Origin of the sequence: Pseudomonas sp. GM17, from assembly GCF_000282175.2 — a bacterium.
Lineage (GTDB): Bacteria > Pseudomonadota > Gammaproteobacteria > Pseudomonadales > Pseudomonadaceae > Aquipseudomonas > Aquipseudomonas chlororaphis.
The window spans coordinates 4,857,283-4,873,414 of record NZ_CP124732.1; the positions used below are offsets into that span (position 1 = coordinate 4,857,283).

Genomic DNA, 16,132 nt, shown 5'->3' on the forward strand with positions numbered 1-16,132 from the left:
GCGCGGGACTTGGCATTCGCCCCCGCGTCGGACCGGGGGCGAATGCCTAGGGCTTTTTTGGCCAGCCCGGCACTTCACGCCGGGCGCCGGTGGCCAGCGCCTGGGCCGGCAGCTCGCCCCATTGGCCCTGGCCTTCGGCGGGGCTGGATTGGGCCGGGGATGGCGCGGGAGATGGCTGCGGCTGATGGGCCGCGCTCGGCGGGTGGTCACGACGGCGATGGCGCAGGGCGAATTCGGCCACGGCGTCTATGTCCTGCTCCTCGATGGCCCGGGCACCGCGCCAGGCCGCATGGGCGCGGGCGGCACGCAGCCATACCAGGTCCGCGCGCAGGCCGTCGACACCGGCGGCGAAACAGCGCTCGGTGATCCGCTCCAGCGCTCGATCGTCCAGGGCAATCTCCGCCAGCAACCCCCGCGCCTGCTGGCAGCGTTGGCGCAGCGCCTCCTGCTCGGCGGCCCACTGCTGGCAGAAGCCCTGGGGGTCGCTGTCGAAATCCAGCCGCCGGCGAATGATCTGCCCCCGTTCAGTGGGCGGCGTCTGGCCGCTCAGGGCGACATTCAGGCCAAAGCGGTCCAGCAGTTGCGGGCGCAGCTCGCCCTCCTCCGGGTTCATGGTGCCGATCAGCACGAACCGGGCCGAATGCCGGTGGGAAATACCGTCGCGCTCGATCAGGTTGGTGCCGCTGGCGGCCACGTCCAGCAGCAGGTCCACCAGATGGTCCGGCAGCAGGTTCACCTCGTCGACGTAGAGCACCCCGCCATCGGCCTTGGCCAGCACGCCCGGGGAAAACTGCGCCCGGCCTTCGCCCAGCGCCGCGTCCAGGTCCAGGGTGCCGACCAGGCGCTCTTCGGTCGCGCCCAGAGGCAAGGTGACGAACTGCCCGCTGGCCAGCAGGTCCGCCAGGCCGCGGGCCAGTGTGGACTTGGCCATGCCCCGCGGGCCTTCGATCAACACCCCGCCGATTTTCGGGTCGATGGCCGTCAGGCACAGCGCCAGTTTCAGGTCATCGGCGCCGACCACGGCGGACAGCGGGAAATGTGGGGTATCGCTCATGTCGGTTCTCGGTAAAGGGATGCACGAACATCAATCGGTGTAGCCGCTGCCGCAAGTTGCGATTGACGACGCAGTCGGCATAAAACAGACGACGCATTGCTATCTGACGGGCCGCTTCGCCTGCCCCAGCGGGCCCTGCGGACCCGATCGCAGCCTGCGGCAGCGGCTACAGGGGCGTCAGCCATCTTCTTCGATATCCAGCAGCAGGTTTTCCAGGGCCTCGCGGTACTCGCCGGGCGCCTGCCACATCCCGCGCTGCTGGGCTTCGAGCAGGCGCTCGGTCATGTCGCGCAACGCATGGGGGTTGTGCTGCCGGATGAATTCGCGGGTCGCCGGGTCCAGCAGATAGGCGTCGGCCAGCAAGGCGTACTGGTGATCGTCGATCAGTTCGGTGGTGGCGTCGAAGGCGAACAGATTATCCACGGTGGCGGCCATTTCAAAGGCGCCCTTGTAGCCGTGGCGCTTCACCCCTTCGATCCACTTCGGGTTGGCTGCGCGGGAGCGGATCACCCGGTTCAGCTCTTCCTTGAGGCTGCGGATCTTCGGCAGGTCCGGCTGGCTGTGGTCGCCGTGGTAGCTGGCGGCCTTTTCGCCGCTGAGGCTTTCCACCGCCGCGAGCATGCCGCCCTGGAACTGGTAGTAGTCGTTGGAATCCAGAAGGTCATGCTCGCGGTTGTCCTGGTTCTGCAGCACCGCCTGCACCTGGCTCAGGCGCTGGGCGAACTGGCCACGGGCCGCGGTGCCTTCGTCGGCGCCGCCATAGGCGTAGCCGCCCCAGTTCAGGTAGACCTCGGCCAGGTCCTCGCGGCTCTGCCACAAGCGAGCGTCGATAGCGCCCTGCACGCCCGCGCCATAGGCCCCGGGCTTGGCGCCGAAGATCCGCCAGCCGGCCTGGCGCTGCGCGGCCTCGGCATCGAGACCGGACTGCAGCAACGCTTCACGCTCGGCGCGGACCTTGGCCGCCAGCGGGTTGAGGTCGTCCGGCTCGTCCAGCGCGGCCACCGCCTGCACCGCGGCGTCGAACAGGCGGATCAGGTTGGCGAAGGCATCGCGGAAGAACCCGGACACCCGCAGGGTCACGTCCACCCGCGGGCGGTCCAGCAGGCTCAGCGGCAGGATCTCGAAGTCGTCGACCCGCTGGCTGCCGGTGGCCCACACCGGGCGCACGCCCATCAGCGCCATGGCCTGGGCGATATCGTCGCCGCCGGTGCGCATGGTCGCCGTGCCCCACACCGACAGGCCTAGTTGGCGCAGGTGGTCGCCATGGTCCTGCAGGTGCCGTTCGAGGATCAGGTTGGCCGACTGGAAACCGATGCGCCAGGCGGTGGTGGTCGGCAGGTTGCGCACGTCCACCGAGTAGAAGTTGCGCCCGGTGGGCAGCACGTCCAGGCGTCCACGACTCGGTGCGCCGCTGGGCCCGGCCGGCACGAAACGCCCGCCCAGGGCATCCAGCAAGCCACGCATTTCCGCCGGGCCGCAGGCATCCAGGCGCGGCGCCACTACTTCGCGCAGGCTGTCGATGATCGCCTTGACCTCGCTCCAGCCGGGCTCGTTCAGTTGCTCGACCTCACCGGCCAAGGCCGCTTCTATCAAGCGCCCGGCAAACAGTTCCAGGCGTTCGCGGGTATCGCCGGCAGTGCGCCACAGCTGCTCGCTGAGGTCCTGCAATAACTGTGGCCGGCGCCCGCTCCAGGGTTCGGCCAAGGCGCAGTCCAGCGGATCGAAGCCCAGCTCGAAGGCCTTGGCCAGGGCCCGCAACAGGCTCGACTGCGCGCCCCGGCCATCGCCACGGGGAATGCGCAGCAAGGCCAGCAAGGTGTCGATACGCAGACGGCCCACGGGCGATTCGCCGAACACATGCAGGCCATCGCGGATCTGCGACTCCTTCAGGTCGCACAGGTAGGTGTCCAGGCGCGGCAGCCACAGCGCCGCGTCGGCCTCGCCGTCGAGCTGCCCGTCCAGTTGCAGTTCACGGTCGATCCGGGTCACCCGCACCAGTTTGAGAATGTCCTTCTGCAACTCGCGGGCGCGGCGCGGATCGAGCAACTGGGCTTCGTAGTACTCGTCGGCCAGCAGTTCCAGGTCGCGCAGCGGGCCGTAGGTTTCGGCGCGGGTCAGCGGCGGCATCAGGTGGTCGATGATCACCGCCTGGGTCCGGCGCTTGGCCTGGGCGCCCTCGCCCGGGTCGTTGACGATGAACGGATAGATATTCGGCAGCGGCCCCAGCAGCACGTCCGGCCAGCAGCTTTCGGACAGGCCGACGCCCTTGCCCGGCAGCCACTCCAGGTTGCCGTGCTTGCCAACGTGGATCAGCCCGTGGGCGCCGTAGGTCTGGCGCAGCCAGAAGTAGAACGCCAGGTACCCGTGGGGCGGCACCAGGTCCGGGTCGTGATAGACCGCGCTCGGATCGACCTGATAACCGCGCGCCGGCTGGATGCCGACAAAGGTCAGGCCAAAACGCAGGCCGGCGATCATCAGCCGCCCGCCGCGGAACATCGGGTCGTTTTGCGGCCCGCCCCAACGTTCCGTCACCGCCAGGCGGTTGGCTTCGGGCAGCGCGTCGAACATGGCCTGGTACTCCTCCAGCGCCAGGCTTTGCTGGCACGGGCGCAGGTCGAGGCTGTCCAGGTCATTGCTGACGCCACCGAGCAGTTGCTGGATCAGCGCCGTACCGTTGTCCGGCAACTCGGCCGGCAACGGATAACCCTCGACGTGCAGCGCGCGCAGGATATTCAACGCCGCCGCCGGCGTATCCAGGCCCACGCCATTACCGATACGGCCGTCGCGGGTCGGGTAGTTGGCGAGGATCAGGGCGATGCGTTTTTCAGCATTCGGCAGCTGGGCCAGATCAACCCAGCGCCGCGCCAGTTCGGCGACAAAATCCATGCGCTCGGGGGCGGAGCGATAGCAGACCACGTCCGACTGGCTGCGCTCGCTGCGCCAGGCCAGGTCCTTGAAGCTGATGGGCCGGCTGATGATGCGCCCGTCCAGTTCCGGCAAGGCAATGTGCATCGCCAGGTCCCGCGGGCCCAGGCCCTGCTCGCTGGCGCGCCAGCCGGGTTCGTTGTCCTGGGCGCAGATGGCCTGGATCACCGGGATATCGCGGCGGAACGGCTGCAGGTGCGGCGCCTCCGGGCTGGACTGGGCAAAGCCGGTGGTGTTGAGGATCACCCCGGCCTCGACTTCATCCAGCAGCTCCTCGACCACCGCCAGGCAACCGGGCTCTTTCAGGCTGGCCAGGGCTATCGGCAACGGGTTCAGACCCGCCGCCAACAAGCGCCGGCAGAACTCATCGATAAAGGCGGTGTTGGCCGCCTGCAAATGCGAGCGGTAGAACAGCAGCGCCGCCACCGGCTGGCCGGCCCGCCAATCGGCGTGCCAGTCGCTGAGGGCGGCGCTGCTTTTGTGCGGGTGGTAGATCGCCGTGCGCGGCAGGGTCTGCGGCTCGGACCAGTGGTAATCGCGCCCCAGCCAGCCACTGGCCAGGCAGCGGTACAGGTTCAGCGCATTGCCCATGCCGCCCTGGCGCAGGAAGTGCCAGAGGCGCTCGCGGTCGGCGGCGGGCACCGTGCTCAGGTCGCTCAGCTCCGGGTCCGGACGATCGTCGCCCGGCACCAGGATCAACTGCACGCCGCGCTGCGCCAGCTGCACCAGTTGCTCGATGCCATAACGCCAATAGGCGATGCCACCGTGCAGGGAAATCAGGATCACCTTGGCGTGGCGCAGCACCTGGTCGACATACAGGTCGACCGAGGCATGGTTCTGCACCTGCATCGGGTTGGCCAGGCGAAAGCTCGGGTAATCCTCCGGCAGTTGCTGCGCCGCTTCGGCCAGCAGCGCCAGGCTGGAGTCGCCGCTGCACAGGATCACCAGTTCGGCGGGGGTCTGTCCAAGGTCGGCAATGTTGTCATCCGACACGAAACCGCCGGGCTGGGTCCTGAGCAGGTGCATGACTTACACGCTAAGCGCGGCGCGCAATTGCGCTTCGAGCAGGGTCGCGTCCAGTTCCTGGCCGATCAGCACCAGGCGCGTGGTACGGGCTTCGTCGGCGCCCCACTGGCGGTCGAAGTGCTTGTCGAAACGCGTGCCCACGCCCTGGATCAACAGGCGCATCGGTTTGTTGGGGATCGCTGCGAAGCCCTTGACCCGCAGGATTCCGTGCTGCACCACCAGTTGGGTCAGGGCGTCCAGCAGCAGGCTTTCGTCGGCCTGGGGCAGCTCGATGGAGATGGAATCGAAGGCGTCGTGGTCATGATCATCATGATCGTCGCCATCGTGGTGATGGTCATGATGGCTGTGGCGGCCGTCGATGTGTTCTTCCGAGCCGTTGCCCAGGCCCAGCAGCACGTCCAGCGGCAGGCGACCGCTGCTGGCTTCGATGACTTTCACCGCCGGCGGCAGCTCCTCGGCCACTTCCAGGCGCACCTTGGCCAGGTCTGCCGGGCTGATCAGGTCGGCCTTGTTGAGGATCACCAGGTCGGCGCTGGACAGCTGGTCGGCGAACAGCTCATGCAGCGGCGACTCATGGTCGAGGTTGGGGTCGAGCTTGCGCTGGGCGTCGACCTGGTCCGGGAAGGCGGCAAAGGTACCGGCGGCCACGGCCGGGCTATCGACCACGGTGATCACCGCGTCGACGGTGCAGGCGCTGCGGATTTCCGGCCACTGGAAAGCCTGGACCAAAGGTTTGGGCAGGGCCAGGCCGGAGGTTTCGATGAGGATATGGTCGAGGTCGCCGCGACGGGCCACCAGCTCGCGCATCACCGGGAAGAACTCTTCCTGCACGGTGCAGCACAGGCAGCCGTTGGCCAGCTCAAAGACGCGACCGCTGGCTTCTTCCTCGGTGCAACCGATGGAACACTGCTTGAGGATCTCGCCGTCGATGCCCAGCTCGCCGAACTCGTTGACGATCACCGCGATGCGTCGACCCTGGGCGTTGTCCAGCATGTGCCGCAGCAAGGTGGTTTTTCCCGAGCCGAGGAAGCCGGTAACGATGGTGACGGGAAGTTTGGCCAGTGTTTTCATCGGATGCCCTTTGGCAAGGTGGCGGGCATACGGGACGAGAGCCGCGCAGGCAACTGCACGGAAGGGTTCGCCACCGGATCACCCCGCCCGGTTGTAGTGAGAATCAGGTCCGAGGCAGGTCTCCTGGCTGACGGCGTGCCGGTCGTTCGACTGGCCAACGATGCGCCTTCCCGCCGCCTGGCAGTGGCCTTGCATCGTTCATCACCGTTTACAGTTGCGGGGGCAGCCGCGGCTTAGACCGCGTTCCCTTCTTAGCTTCGACAGACGCCGAAGAACCTCGAAAGCGCAAGGCTACGCAGAGCTTGGGGGGCGGTCAATGTCCATGCAGCGCGAGGACAGGCCAATTGCGATCGAAAACGAGAACCCTTGCCAATTGACGCCCCTCCCTCGCCCATGCTCTCCTACACACCTTGTTACGGGTGCCCTTCACAGGGTGAAACGGGAAACCGGTGCGTCACAGGCCAAAAGCCTTGATCAGTCCGGTGCTGCCCCCGCAACGGTAAGCGAGCGAAGAATCAGATCCACTGTGCCAGCAGTCCGGCATGGGAAGGCGATTCTTGCAGGCGTGGCGCAAGCCCCGCCCCTCGCGAGCCCGGAGACCGGCCCGCTACACAGTCATAACAAACCCGCGGTGGGCGGGCGCTGTTAATTCCCCGCGAGCCCGTCTCGCGGGGTTTTGCTGCGCTCGATTCACCCGCTGACACACCAGAGGGAAGCGCCATGTCGATCATCAGCAGCACCAGCCATTCCAGCAGCAGTACCGCCACCCTGAGCCAACGCCTGGTCGCCGCCATCGGCGCCTCGATCCTCGGTGCGTGCCTTGTGTATTTCGCCGGCTTCTCCCATATCGAAGCGGTGCACAACGCCGCCCACGATACCCGTCACAGCGCCGCCTTCCCTTGCCACTGAGACCTGCCGACATGATCAAGCGTATCGCGCAAACCGCGGGGTTCACCGGGTTGCTGGCGGCCCTGTTGCTGACCCTGCTGCAAAGCTTCTGGGTCGCGCCGCTGATCCTGGAGGCGGAAACCTATGAGAAGGCCCCGGCCACCCAGCATGAAGAAGCGCATGAGCATGCCGCCGGCACCGCTGCCCACAGCCACGACGCCGAAGCCTGGGAGCCGGAAGACGGCTGGCAGCGCGTGCTGTCCACCACCGGCGGCAACCTGGTGGTCGCCGTGGGGTTCGCCCTGATGCTCGCCGGTCTCTACACCCTGCGCGCGCCGAACCGTACTTCCCAGGGCCTGCTCTGGGGCCTGGCCGGTTATGCCACTTTCTGCCTGGCGCCGACCCTCGGCCTGCCGCCCGAACTGCCGGGCACCGCCGCCGCGGACCTGGCGCAACGGCAGGTCTGGTGGGTCGGTACCGCCGCTTCCACCGCGGTCGGCATTGCCCTGATCGTCTTCGCCCGGAACTGGCTGCTGAAAGCGCTGGGCGTGGCCATCCTCGCCGTGCCGCACCTCATCGGCGCGCCACAGCCGCAAGTGCATTCGATGCTCGCCCCGGAGGAGTTGGAGGCGCAGTTCAAGATCGCTTCGCAGCTGACCAACGCCGCGTTCTGGCTGGCCCTGGGCCTGATCAGCGCCTGGCTGTTCCGCCGCAAGAGCGACGATCAGTACTCGGCATGACGCAGGCCAGCACAGCGCCGACCCTGGTGGTCGGCCTGGGCTGCCAGCGGGGCTGCCCGGTGGAGACCTTGCGCGCCCTGCTCGACCAGACCCTGAGCACCCACCGCATCGACCCCGGGCAGATCAAGGCCCTGGCCAGCATCGACCTGAAACGCGAGGAGCCCGGGCTGCTGGCCCTGGCCGCGCAACTGGACTTGCCCCTGACCTGTTTCAGCAGTAACCAGCTGACGCCTTATGTGCTGCAACTCAGCCATCGTTCGCAGATCGCCTACGAACGCACCGGCTGTTACGGCGTCGCCGAAAGCGCCGCCCTGGCCCTGGCCGAACAGCTGGCCCGAAGCCCGGCAAAGCTGCTGGTCCCACGGCAGAAATACGCCCAGGCAACCCTCGCCTTGGCCTGCTCCGGGTAAATCTTCGATAATCCCCGCCACTGATCATGAGCAATCTTCATCTGTGAGGTTGCCTCGCCCCTTTTTTCACAGGAGAACGCCATGACCGTCTTTTTTATCGGCGCAGGTCCCGGCGACCCGGAACTGATCACCGTCAAGGGCCAGCGGCTGATCCACAGCTGCCCGGTCATTATCTATGCCGGCTCCCTGGTGCCCGAAGCGGTGCTCCAGGGCCATCGCGCCGAACAGCTGGTCAACAGCGCCGAGCTGCACCTGGAGCAGATCATCGAGCTGATCAAGGACGCCCATGGCAAAGGCCAGGACGTGGCCCGGGTACATTCCGGCGACCCGAGCCTGTACGGCGCCATCGGCGAGCAGATTCGCTGTCTGCGCGAGCTGGGCATCCCCTTCGAGATCATCCCCGGCGTGACCGCCACCGCGGCCTGCGCGGCCTTGCTGGGGGCCGAACTGACCCTGCCGGACGTCGCCCAGAGCGTGATCCTGACCCGTTATGCCGACAAGACCTCGATGCCCGCCGGCGAGGCATTCGCCAGCCTGGCCGCCCACGGCACCACCATGGCGATTCACCTGGGGGTCAACCACCTGGAAAAGATTGTCGCCGAGCTGCTGCCCTACTACGGCGCCGACTGCCCGATTGCCGTGGTGCACCGGGCGACCTGGCCGGATCAGGACTGGGTGCTGGGCACCCTGGCGGACATCGCCGAAAAGGTCCAGGCCAAGGGTTTTCGGCGCACGGCGCTGATCCTGGTGGGCCGGGTGCTGGCCACGGACAGTTTCAGTGAGTCGTCGTTGTATCGCGCGGGGCATGCGCATTTGTATCGGCCTTGAGGGTGTATCGCGAGCAAGGCGCCGCAAGACACCTGGAATAATGGGCATAAAAAAACGGCGCTCACGGGGCGCCGTTTTTCATGTTCGCAGCGAACGCCTTAGTAGTAGGCGTTTTCTTTCTGCGTGTGGTCGGTGACGTCACGTACTCCCTTGAGCTCGGGAATGCGCTCGAGCAGGGTGCGCTCGATGCCTTCCTTCAAGGTCACGTCGGCCTGGCCGCAGCCTTGGCAACCACCACCGAACTGCAGCACGGCGATGCCGTCCTCGACCACATCGATCAGGCTGACCTGGCCGCCGTGGCTGGCCAGCCCCGGGTTGATCTCGGTTTGCAGGTAGTAGTTGATGCGCTCGTTGACCGGGCTGTCGGCGTTGACCATCGGCACCTTGGCGTTGGGTGCCTTGATGGTCAGCTGGCCGCCCATGCGGTCGGTGGCGTAGTCGACCACCGCGTCATCGAGGAAACCTTCGCTGAAGGCGTCGATGTAGGCGGTGAAGCTCTTCAGCCCCAGGGCTTTGTCTTCGGGCTTTTCTTCACCCGGCTTGCAATAGGCAATGCAGGTCTCGGCGTACTGAGTCCCTGGCTGGGTGATAAAGATGCGGATGCCAATGCCCGGGGTGTTCTGCTTGGAGAGCAGATCAGCCAGATAATCGTGGGCGGCGTCGGTAATGGTAATAGCGGTCATGGAAATTCCTCGCAGGCGTGGGCGCAGTTTACGCCAATCGGCGTGCCGGACAAAGTCCTAGTATTTTTGTCGGGATAGACCTTGGTCGATAGGCCCACGCTGCGTGGTCGACGCAACGCCTGGGATTTTTTACAAGGCTTTTCCGGGATGGGCCTGGCCGCAACCTGAGGGCTGCGGCCCGGAATTTCAAGGGCCTGGTGCCTTCAGAGGTTCTCGTAGCGGTTCATGTCCAGTACGCCCGCCTCTTTCGGATCGGTCTCGAGGATGTACTGGGTCTGGTCATGGAAGTACTGCCAGAACTGCGGATGGCTGCGACGGATCCCCCAGCGCTCGACGATTTTCTCGAAACGGTGGGCGTCCTTGGCGTTTTCCATCTCGGCCACAAACTCCGGCACCTGCCCGGCGGGAATGTTGAACATGAAGTTCGGGTAGCTGCTGAGCACGCCCGGATAGATGGTCAGGGTGTCCAGGCCCGGCTGGTAGCGCAGCGACTCGCCCAGCAGGAACGCTACGTTACTGTGGGCGCGGTTGCGCAGCATGCTGTAGAACACCCGCTTGCCGCTCGGTGCCTGGATGCGCAGCATGGTGGCCTCCGGCAACAGGTCGATGACCCGCATGCCGGCCGCTGGCCGCGAAACCAGGCCGCTGAGGGCCTGTTCGGCATCCTGCAGCGCCGGGTCGATATTCGGCCGCGAGCAGTAGGCGCCGTCACAGCGGTTGATCGGATCGGGCCGCGCATTGAGGTCGCCGTAACGGTTCAGCAACTGGTTGGCGAAGTCGCGTTTCGGGTCCTTTTCGTCCAGCACCAGGGCGCTGGCCTTGTCGTCGTCGATGGACTCGTAGTCCAGCCACATCTTGAACTTGCCGCTGTTCTGGTACCAATCGTCGAGGAAATCCCCGCGGGTGTCGGCGGGCATCAAACGCAGGAAGTTCTGCTCGGCGCCGTTGCGGATCAGGTCGAAGTACAGCCGGGTCTGCGCCTGGTGCGAGACATTGCCGAACACATCGAAGTTGACCGCCAACTGGTAATAGGTGCGCTCCAGCAGCGGATAGTCGAACAGCCACATCGTCTGCGGCACCTCGCCGATCAGGCCCTTGGTCACCGAGGCGCTGTCGAAGTGACGGAAGATGCTCAGCAATGCGTTGTCGTTGCCCGCCCACAGGGTCGACCAGCTTGGCGGCGGCGCATCGGCGTAGGAATCGCGACGCAGGATCTCGTATTCGTTGCGCTTGTCGCGGTAGGCCAGCCACAGGCTCAGCACGCTGCCGACGTCGTCGTTCTGCCCGGGCATGGCCAGCAGCGGCGTGGCCTGGCCGCGGTAGGCCGGGTCGGTGATATAGAGATCGTGCTCCGGGGCCTGGAACAGCGCCCAGAAGTTGTCGCGGATCACGTCGGTGGCGATCTGCCCGCGACACACCGGGCCGCGGATAAAGGTGCGCACGAAGTACTCGGCGTTATCCAGCATGAACTGGTAGCGGGCCTTGGCCGGAATCGCCTCGAAGGTTTCGAACGGGTTGGCGCGGCGGCCCGGGCCATAACCCGGCAGCGCGGTGACCTGATAGTCGCCGCTGTAGAACAGGGTCTTGATCCGCGCCATCTTCGCCGCGCTCAGCGGGTAGGTGATGTGGGTCTTGTGCACGATCACCCCCTGCACCGGCCACAGGCGGTAATACACCTGGGTGCCCGGGTCGTCGTTGGGCCGGCGGGTGTTGATCAGGTCGATCGGCTGGCCGCTCGGCGTGCGCGAACGCACCCACTGAAAGAAATGCCCCGGCTCGCCGCCCTCGAAGTAGATATGGGCGAGGAACCAGTGCTCGAACAGCCAGCGGGCCACCAGGCTTTCCCGGGCGCCTGGGGCGTTGAGCAGGTTTTCCCACTGCAGCACCTGCATCGCTTCCCTGGCGCTCGGCGCCAGGCCCTGCTCGTCGATCGGCGCACCGGAAGCCAGCCAGCGTTGCAGGGTCTGGTATTGCTGATCGGTCAGGCCGGTCACCGCCAACGGCATGCCTTCGCGCGGATGGGCCCGGGCATAACCGTCGAATTCGGCCGGTTGCGCGCACATGTTCTCGCGGTTCAGGCCCAGGACGATGTTGTCCGGCAGCTTGGCGTTGGGTTGCAACGGCGTCTTGTGGCCCAACTCGAGCATGCGCGCCATCAGCGCCGCCTGGCTGCCCTGGGCGTCGAGCACCGAGTAGAAGCCCATGCCCTGCCAGGCGTGCTTGCCGGAAGCATCGTAGAACAAGCGGGTCGGCGTCTGCGCCTTGCTGCGCTCGCCGTCGTACACCGGGATCTTCGAGGCGCCGCGGGCCGCGCCCTCGCCGCTGCCCAGGTTGAGTTGGCAGGCCGAGTCGTAGCAGGCGTGGCAGGCCACGCACTTCTCGGTGAAGATCGGCTGGATATCGCGGGTGTAGGAGATCACTGGCGCGGGACCCTGGGCGCTGGCGAGCGAACTTAAAAGCAGCAGCACACTGCCAATGACAACGCGGTAAGACATATCCCTGGTCCAATCCATAAGAAAATCCGGCGATTCTACCGGGCCAGCACGGCCACCAACATGAGCGATATTCATGCAAAAGCGCCGCATGCTCTAAAAGCGCACAGGTTTGCTATGATCCTCGCCCTTCGTAATGGCCCTTCCAGGTAGTCTTTCATGTCCGATCGCAGCACGCGCCTCCAAGCCCTTCAGCAAGCCCTCAAAGAGCGCATCCTGATTCTCGACGGCGGCATGGGCACCATGATCCAGAGCTACAAGCTCGAGGAGCAGGACTACCGTGGCAAACGCTTCGCCGACTGGCCGAGCGACGTCAAGGGCAACAACGACCTGCTGGTGCTGACCCGTCCGGACGTGATCGGCGGCATCGAGAAAGCCTACCTGGATGCCGGCGCCGACATCCTCGAGACCAACACCTTCAACGCCACGCAGATTTCCATGGCCGACTACGGCATGGAAGCGCTGGTCTACGAGCTCAACGTCGAAGGCGCGCGCCTGGCGCGCAAGGTGGCCGACGCCAAGACCCTGGAGACCCCGGACAAGCCGCGCTTCGTCGCCGGCGTACTGGGCCCGACCAGCCGCACCTGCTCGTTGTCGCCGGACGTCAACAACCCCGGCTACCGCAACGTCACCTTCGACGAACTGGTGGAGAACTACACCGAGGCCACCAAGGGCCTGATCGAGGGCGGCGCCGACCTGATCCTGATCGAGACCATCTTCGACACCCTCAACGCCAAGGCGGCGATCTTCGCCGTGCAGGGCGTGTTCGAAGAGCTGGGCCTCGAACTACCGATCATGATCTCCGGCACCATCACCGACGCCTCGGGCCGCACCCTGTCCGGGCAGACCACCGAAGCCTTCTGGAACTCGGTGGCCCACGCCAAGCCGATCTCCGTCGGCCTCAACTGCGCCCTCGGCGCCAGCGAACTGCGCCCTTACCTGGAAGAGCTGTCGAACAAGGCCAGCACCCACGTCTCCGCGCACCCCAACGCCGGCCTGCCCAACGAATTCGGCGAGTACGACGAACTGCCGGCGCAAACCGCCAAGGTCATTGAAGAGTTCGCCCAGAGCGGTTTCCTGAACATCGTCGGCGGTTGCTGCGGCACCACCCCGGGGCACATCGAGGCCATCGCCAAGGCCGTCGCCGGCTATGCCCCGCGGCAGATCCCGGACATTCCCAAGGCCTGCCGCCTGTCGGGCCTGGAGCCGTTCACCATCGATCGCCAGTCGTTGTTCGTCAACGTCGGCGAACGCACTAACATCACCGGCTCCGCCAAGTTCGCCCGCCTGATCCGTGAAGAAAACTACACCGAAGCCCTGGAAGTCGCCCTGCAGCAGGTCGAGGCCGGCGCCCAGGTGATCGACATCAACATGGACGAAGGCATGCTGGACTCGAAGAAGGCCATGGTGACCTTCCTCAACCTGATCGCCGGCGAGCCGGACATCTCGCGCGTGCCGATCATGATCGACTCCTCCAAGTGGGAAGTGATCGAAGCCGGCCTCAAGTGCATCCAGGGCAAGGGCATCGTCAACTCCATCAGCATGAAGGAAGGCGTCGAGCAGTTCATTCATCACGCCAAGCTGTGCAAGCGCTACGGCGCCGCCGTGGTGGTGATGGCCTTCGACGAAGCCGGCCAGGCCGACACCGAGGCGCGCAAGAAGGAAATCTGCAAGCGTTCCTACGACATCCTGGTCAACGACGTCGGCTTCCCGCCGGAAGACATCATCTTCGACCCGAACATCTTCGCCGTGGCCACCGGTATCGAGGAGCACAACAACTACGCGGTGGACTTCATCAACGCCTGCGCCTACATCCGCGACGAGCTGCCCTATGCGCTGAGCTCCGGCGGCGTGTCCAACGTGTCGTTCTCCTTCCGCGGCAACAACCCGGTGCGCGAGGCGATCCACTCGGTGTTCCTGCTGTATGCGATCCGCAACGGCCTGACCATGGGTATCGTCAACGCCGGCCAGCTGGAGATCTACGACCAGATCCCGCAGGAGCTGCGCGACGCCGTCGAGGACGTGATCCTCAACCGCACCCCGGAAGGCACCGATGCCCTCCTCGCCATCGCCGACAAGTACAAGGGCGACGGCAGCGTCAAGGAAGCCGAGACCGAAGAGTGGCGCAACTGGGACGTCAACAAGCGCCTGGAGCACGCCCTGGTCAAAGGCATCACCACCCATATCGTCGAAGACACCGAAGAGTCGCGGCTGTCCTTCGCCCGCCCGATCGAAGTGATCGAAGGCCCGCTGATGGCTGGCATGAACATCGTCGGCGACCTGTTCGGCGCCGGCAAAATGTTCCTGCCCCAGGTGGTCAAGTCCGCCCGGGTGATGAAGCAGGCCGTGGCCCACCTGATCCCGTTCATCGAGCTGGAAAAAGGCGACAAGCCGCAAGCCAAGGGCAAGATCCTCATGGCCACGGTCAAGGGCGACGTGCACGACATCGGCAAGAACATCGTCGGCGTGGTCCTGGGCTGTAACGGCTACGACATCGTCGACCTCGGTGTGATGGTGCCGGCGGAGAAAATCCTGCAGGTGGCCAAGGAACAGAAGTGCGACATCATCGGCCTGTCCGGCCTGATCACCCCGTCGCTGGACGAGATGGTCCACGTCGCCCGGGAAATGCAGCGCCAGGACTTCCACCTGCCGCTGATGATCGGTGGCGCCACCACCTCCAAGGCGCACACGGCGGTGAAGATCGAGCCCAAGTACAGCAATGACGCGGTGGTCTACGTCACCGACGCCTCGCGCGCCGTGGGCGTGGCCACCCAGCTGCTGTCCAAGGAGCTCAAGGCCGGTTTCGTCGAGCGCACCCGCGAAGAGTACGTGGAAGTCCGCGAGCGTACCGCCAACCGCAGTGCCCGCACCGAGCGCCTGAGCTACCCGGCGGCCGTGGCCAAGAAGCCACAGTTCGACTGGAGCAGCTACCAGCCGACCGTGCCGACCTTCACCGGGGCCAAGGTGCTGGACAATATCGACCTGCGGGTCCTGGCCGAATACATCGACTGGACGCCGTTCTTCATCTCCTGGGACCTGGCCGGCAAGTTCCCGCGCATCCTCGAGGACGAAGTGGTGGGTGAAGCCGCCACCGCACTGTACAAGGACGCCCGGGAAATGCTCGACAAGCTGATCGACGAAAAGCTGATCAGCGCCCGCGCGGTATTCGGCTTCTGGCCGGCCAACCAGGTGCAGGACGACGATCTGGAAGTCTATGGCGCCGACGGCCAGCCCTTGGCCAGGCTGCACCACCTGCGCCAGCAGACCATCAAGACCGACGGCAAGCCGAACTTCTCCCTGGCCGACTTCGTCGCGCCCAAGGACAGCGGCGTGACCGACTACGTCGGTGGTTTCATCACCACCGCCGGCATCGGCGCCGAAGAAGTGGCCAAGGCCTATCAGGACAAGGGCGACGACTACAACTCGATCATGGTCAAGGCCCTGGCCGATCGCCTGGCCGAGGCCTGCGCCGAGTGGCTGCACCAGCAAGTGCGTAAAAACTACTGGGGCTATGCCAAGGACGAAGAGTTGGACAACGAGGCGCTGATCAAGGAGCAGTACAGCGGTATCCGCCCTGCCCCGGGTTACCCGGCCTGCCCGGACCACACCGAGAAGAGCACCCTGTTCGCCCTGCTCGACCCCGAGGCATCCGAAGGCAAGGCCGGGCGCAGCGGCGTGTTCCTCACCGAACACTTCGCCATGTTTCCGGCGGCGGCGGTCAGCGGCTGGTACTTCGCCCATCCGCAGGCGCAGTACTTCGCCGTGGGCAAGATCGACAAGGACCAGGTCAGCAGCTACAGCGCACGCAAAGGCCAGGACCTGGCCGTGACCGAGCGCTGGCTGGCGCCGAACCTGGGCTACGACAACTAAATTGCAGGAGCGAGCTTGCTCGCGATAGACGTCAACGATGACGCGGTGAATCTGAAGAATCGCGCTGTCTTGACGTTTTGATCGCGAGCAAGCGCGCTCCTACAGGGTGTATGGGCGGGAGCTACGCGAAAATTGTCTATGCTTT

At 65.5% G+C, this 16,132-nt stretch carries 10 protein-coding genes and 2 riboswitches; of the genes, 5 read left to right on the forward strand and 5 right to left on the reverse strand.

The features are described 5' to 3' along the window. Positions 1-46: 46 nt before the first annotated feature. The 3 genes from PMI20_RS21615 to cobW form a co-directional block, all read right to left on the reverse strand. A complete protein-coding gene (locus tag PMI20_RS21615; protein ID WP_007930467.1) occupies positions 47-1,054 on the reverse strand; it encodes a magnesium chelatase ATPase subunit I in 1,008 nt (335 codons plus the stop codon). Positions 1,055-1,231: 177 nt separating this feature from the next. Continuing rightward, positions 1,232-5,005 (reverse strand): cobaltochelatase subunit CobN, encoded by a 3,774-nt coding sequence (cobN, locus tag PMI20_RS21620; protein WP_284169185.1) that lies wholly within the window; start codon positions 5,003-5,005, stop codon positions 1,232-1,234. A 3-nt stretch (positions 5,006-5,008) separates the two neighbouring features. After that, complete coding sequence (gene cobW, locus PMI20_RS21625; RefSeq protein ID WP_007921868.1) at positions 5,009-6,076, reverse strand: cobalamin biosynthesis protein CobW; 1,068 nt, start codon at positions 6,074-6,076, stop codon at positions 5,009-5,011. A 96-nt stretch (positions 6,077-6,172) separates the two neighbouring features. Continuing rightward, positions 6,173-6,371, reverse strand: a riboswitch (cobalamin riboswitch). A 105-nt stretch (positions 6,372-6,476) separates the two neighbouring features. Next, a riboswitch (cobalamin riboswitch) is annotated at positions 6,477-6,698 on the forward strand. Positions 6,699-6,796: 98 nt separating this feature from the next. Here cobW and PMI20_RS21630 point away from each other — a divergent pair. The 4 genes from PMI20_RS21630 (at position 6,797) to cobM (ending at position 8,942) form a co-directional block, all read left to right on the forward strand. Continuing rightward, positions 6,797-6,985, forward strand: a complete 189-nt coding sequence (locus PMI20_RS21630; protein WP_007921866.1) for a CbtB domain-containing protein — start codon at positions 6,797-6,799, stop codon at positions 6,983-6,985. Positions 6,986-6,996: 11 nt separating this feature from the next. Then, the gene (locus PMI20_RS21635) at positions 6,997-7,704 is read left to right on the forward strand and encodes a CbtA family protein (protein ID WP_007921865.1); all 708 of its coding nucleotides are present in this window, start codon (positions 6,997-6,999) and stop codon (positions 7,702-7,704) included. After that, positions 7,701-8,114, forward strand: coding sequence for a cobalamin biosynthesis protein (locus PMI20_RS21640; RefSeq protein WP_007921864.1), 414 nt, complete (start codon positions 7,701-7,703; stop codon positions 8,112-8,114). The genes PMI20_RS21635 and PMI20_RS21640 overlap by 4 nt, the downstream gene beginning before the upstream one ends. Positions 8,115-8,195: 81 nt before the next feature. After that, on the forward strand, positions 8,196-8,942 hold the full coding sequence (gene cobM / locus PMI20_RS21645) for a precorrin-4 C(11)-methyltransferase (RefSeq protein WP_007921863.1): 747 nt from the start codon (positions 8,196-8,198) through the stop codon (positions 8,940-8,942). Between the two features lie 98 nt (positions 8,943-9,040). Here the strand turns inward: cobM and nfuA are convergent, their stop codons facing one another. Further along, entirely contained in the window at positions 9,041-9,625 is a 585-nt protein-coding gene (gene nfuA, locus PMI20_RS21650) for a Fe-S biogenesis protein NfuA (RefSeq protein WP_007921862.1), read from the reverse strand. Between the two features lie 203 nt (positions 9,626-9,828). Continuing rightward, complete coding sequence (locus PMI20_RS21655) at positions 9,829-12,120, reverse strand: fatty acid cis/trans isomerase (RefSeq protein ID WP_007921860.1); 2,292 nt, start codon at positions 12,118-12,120, stop codon at positions 9,829-9,831. A 156-nt stretch (positions 12,121-12,276) separates the two neighbouring features. On the opposite strand from PMI20_RS21655, the gene metH reads away from it, so the two are divergent. After that, on the forward strand, positions 12,277-15,987 hold the full coding sequence (gene metH / locus PMI20_RS21660; RefSeq protein WP_007921858.1) for a methionine synthase: 3,711 nt from the start codon (positions 12,277-12,279) through the stop codon (positions 15,985-15,987). Positions 15,988-16,132 lie beyond the last annotated feature (145 nt).

Excerpts from the sequence above, each read along its gene's own strand:
- PMI20_RS21630 (WP_007921866.1), top strand. The coding sequence starts at position 6,797 with ATGTCGATCATCAGCAGCACCAGCCATTCCAGCAGCAGTACCGCCACC.
- cobW (WP_007921868.1), bottom strand. The coding sequence starts at position 6,076 with ATGAAAACACTGGCCAAACTTCCCGTCACCATCGTTACCGGCTTCCTC.
- PMI20_RS21640 (WP_007921864.1), top strand. The coding sequence starts at position 7,701 with ATGACGCAGGCCAGCACAGCGCCGACCCTGGTGGTCGGCCTGGGCTGC.
- nfuA (WP_007921862.1), bottom strand. The coding sequence starts at position 9,625 with ATGACCGCTATTACCATTACCGACGCCGCCCACGATTATCTGGCTGAT.
- PMI20_RS21615 (WP_007930467.1), bottom strand. The coding sequence starts at position 1,054 with ATGAGCGATACCCCACATTTCCCGCTGTCCGCCGTGGTCGGCGCCGAT.
- PMI20_RS21655 (WP_007921860.1), bottom strand. The coding sequence starts at position 12,120 with ATGTCTTACCGCGTTGTCATTGGCAGTGTGCTGCTGCTTTTAAGTTCG.
- cobN (WP_284169185.1), bottom strand. The coding sequence starts at position 5,005 with ATGCACCTGCTCAGGACCCAGCCCGGCGGTTTCGTGTCGGATGACAAC.
- PMI20_RS21635 (WP_007921865.1), top strand. The coding sequence starts at position 6,997 with ATGATCAAGCGTATCGCGCAAACCGCGGGGTTCACCGGGTTGCTGGCG.
- metH (WP_007921858.1), top strand. The coding sequence starts at position 12,277 with ATGTCCGATCGCAGCACGCGCCTCCAAGCCCTTCAGCAAGCCCTCAAA.
- cobM (WP_007921863.1), top strand. The coding sequence starts at position 8,196 with ATGACCGTCTTTTTTATCGGCGCAGGTCCCGGCGACCCGGAACTGATC.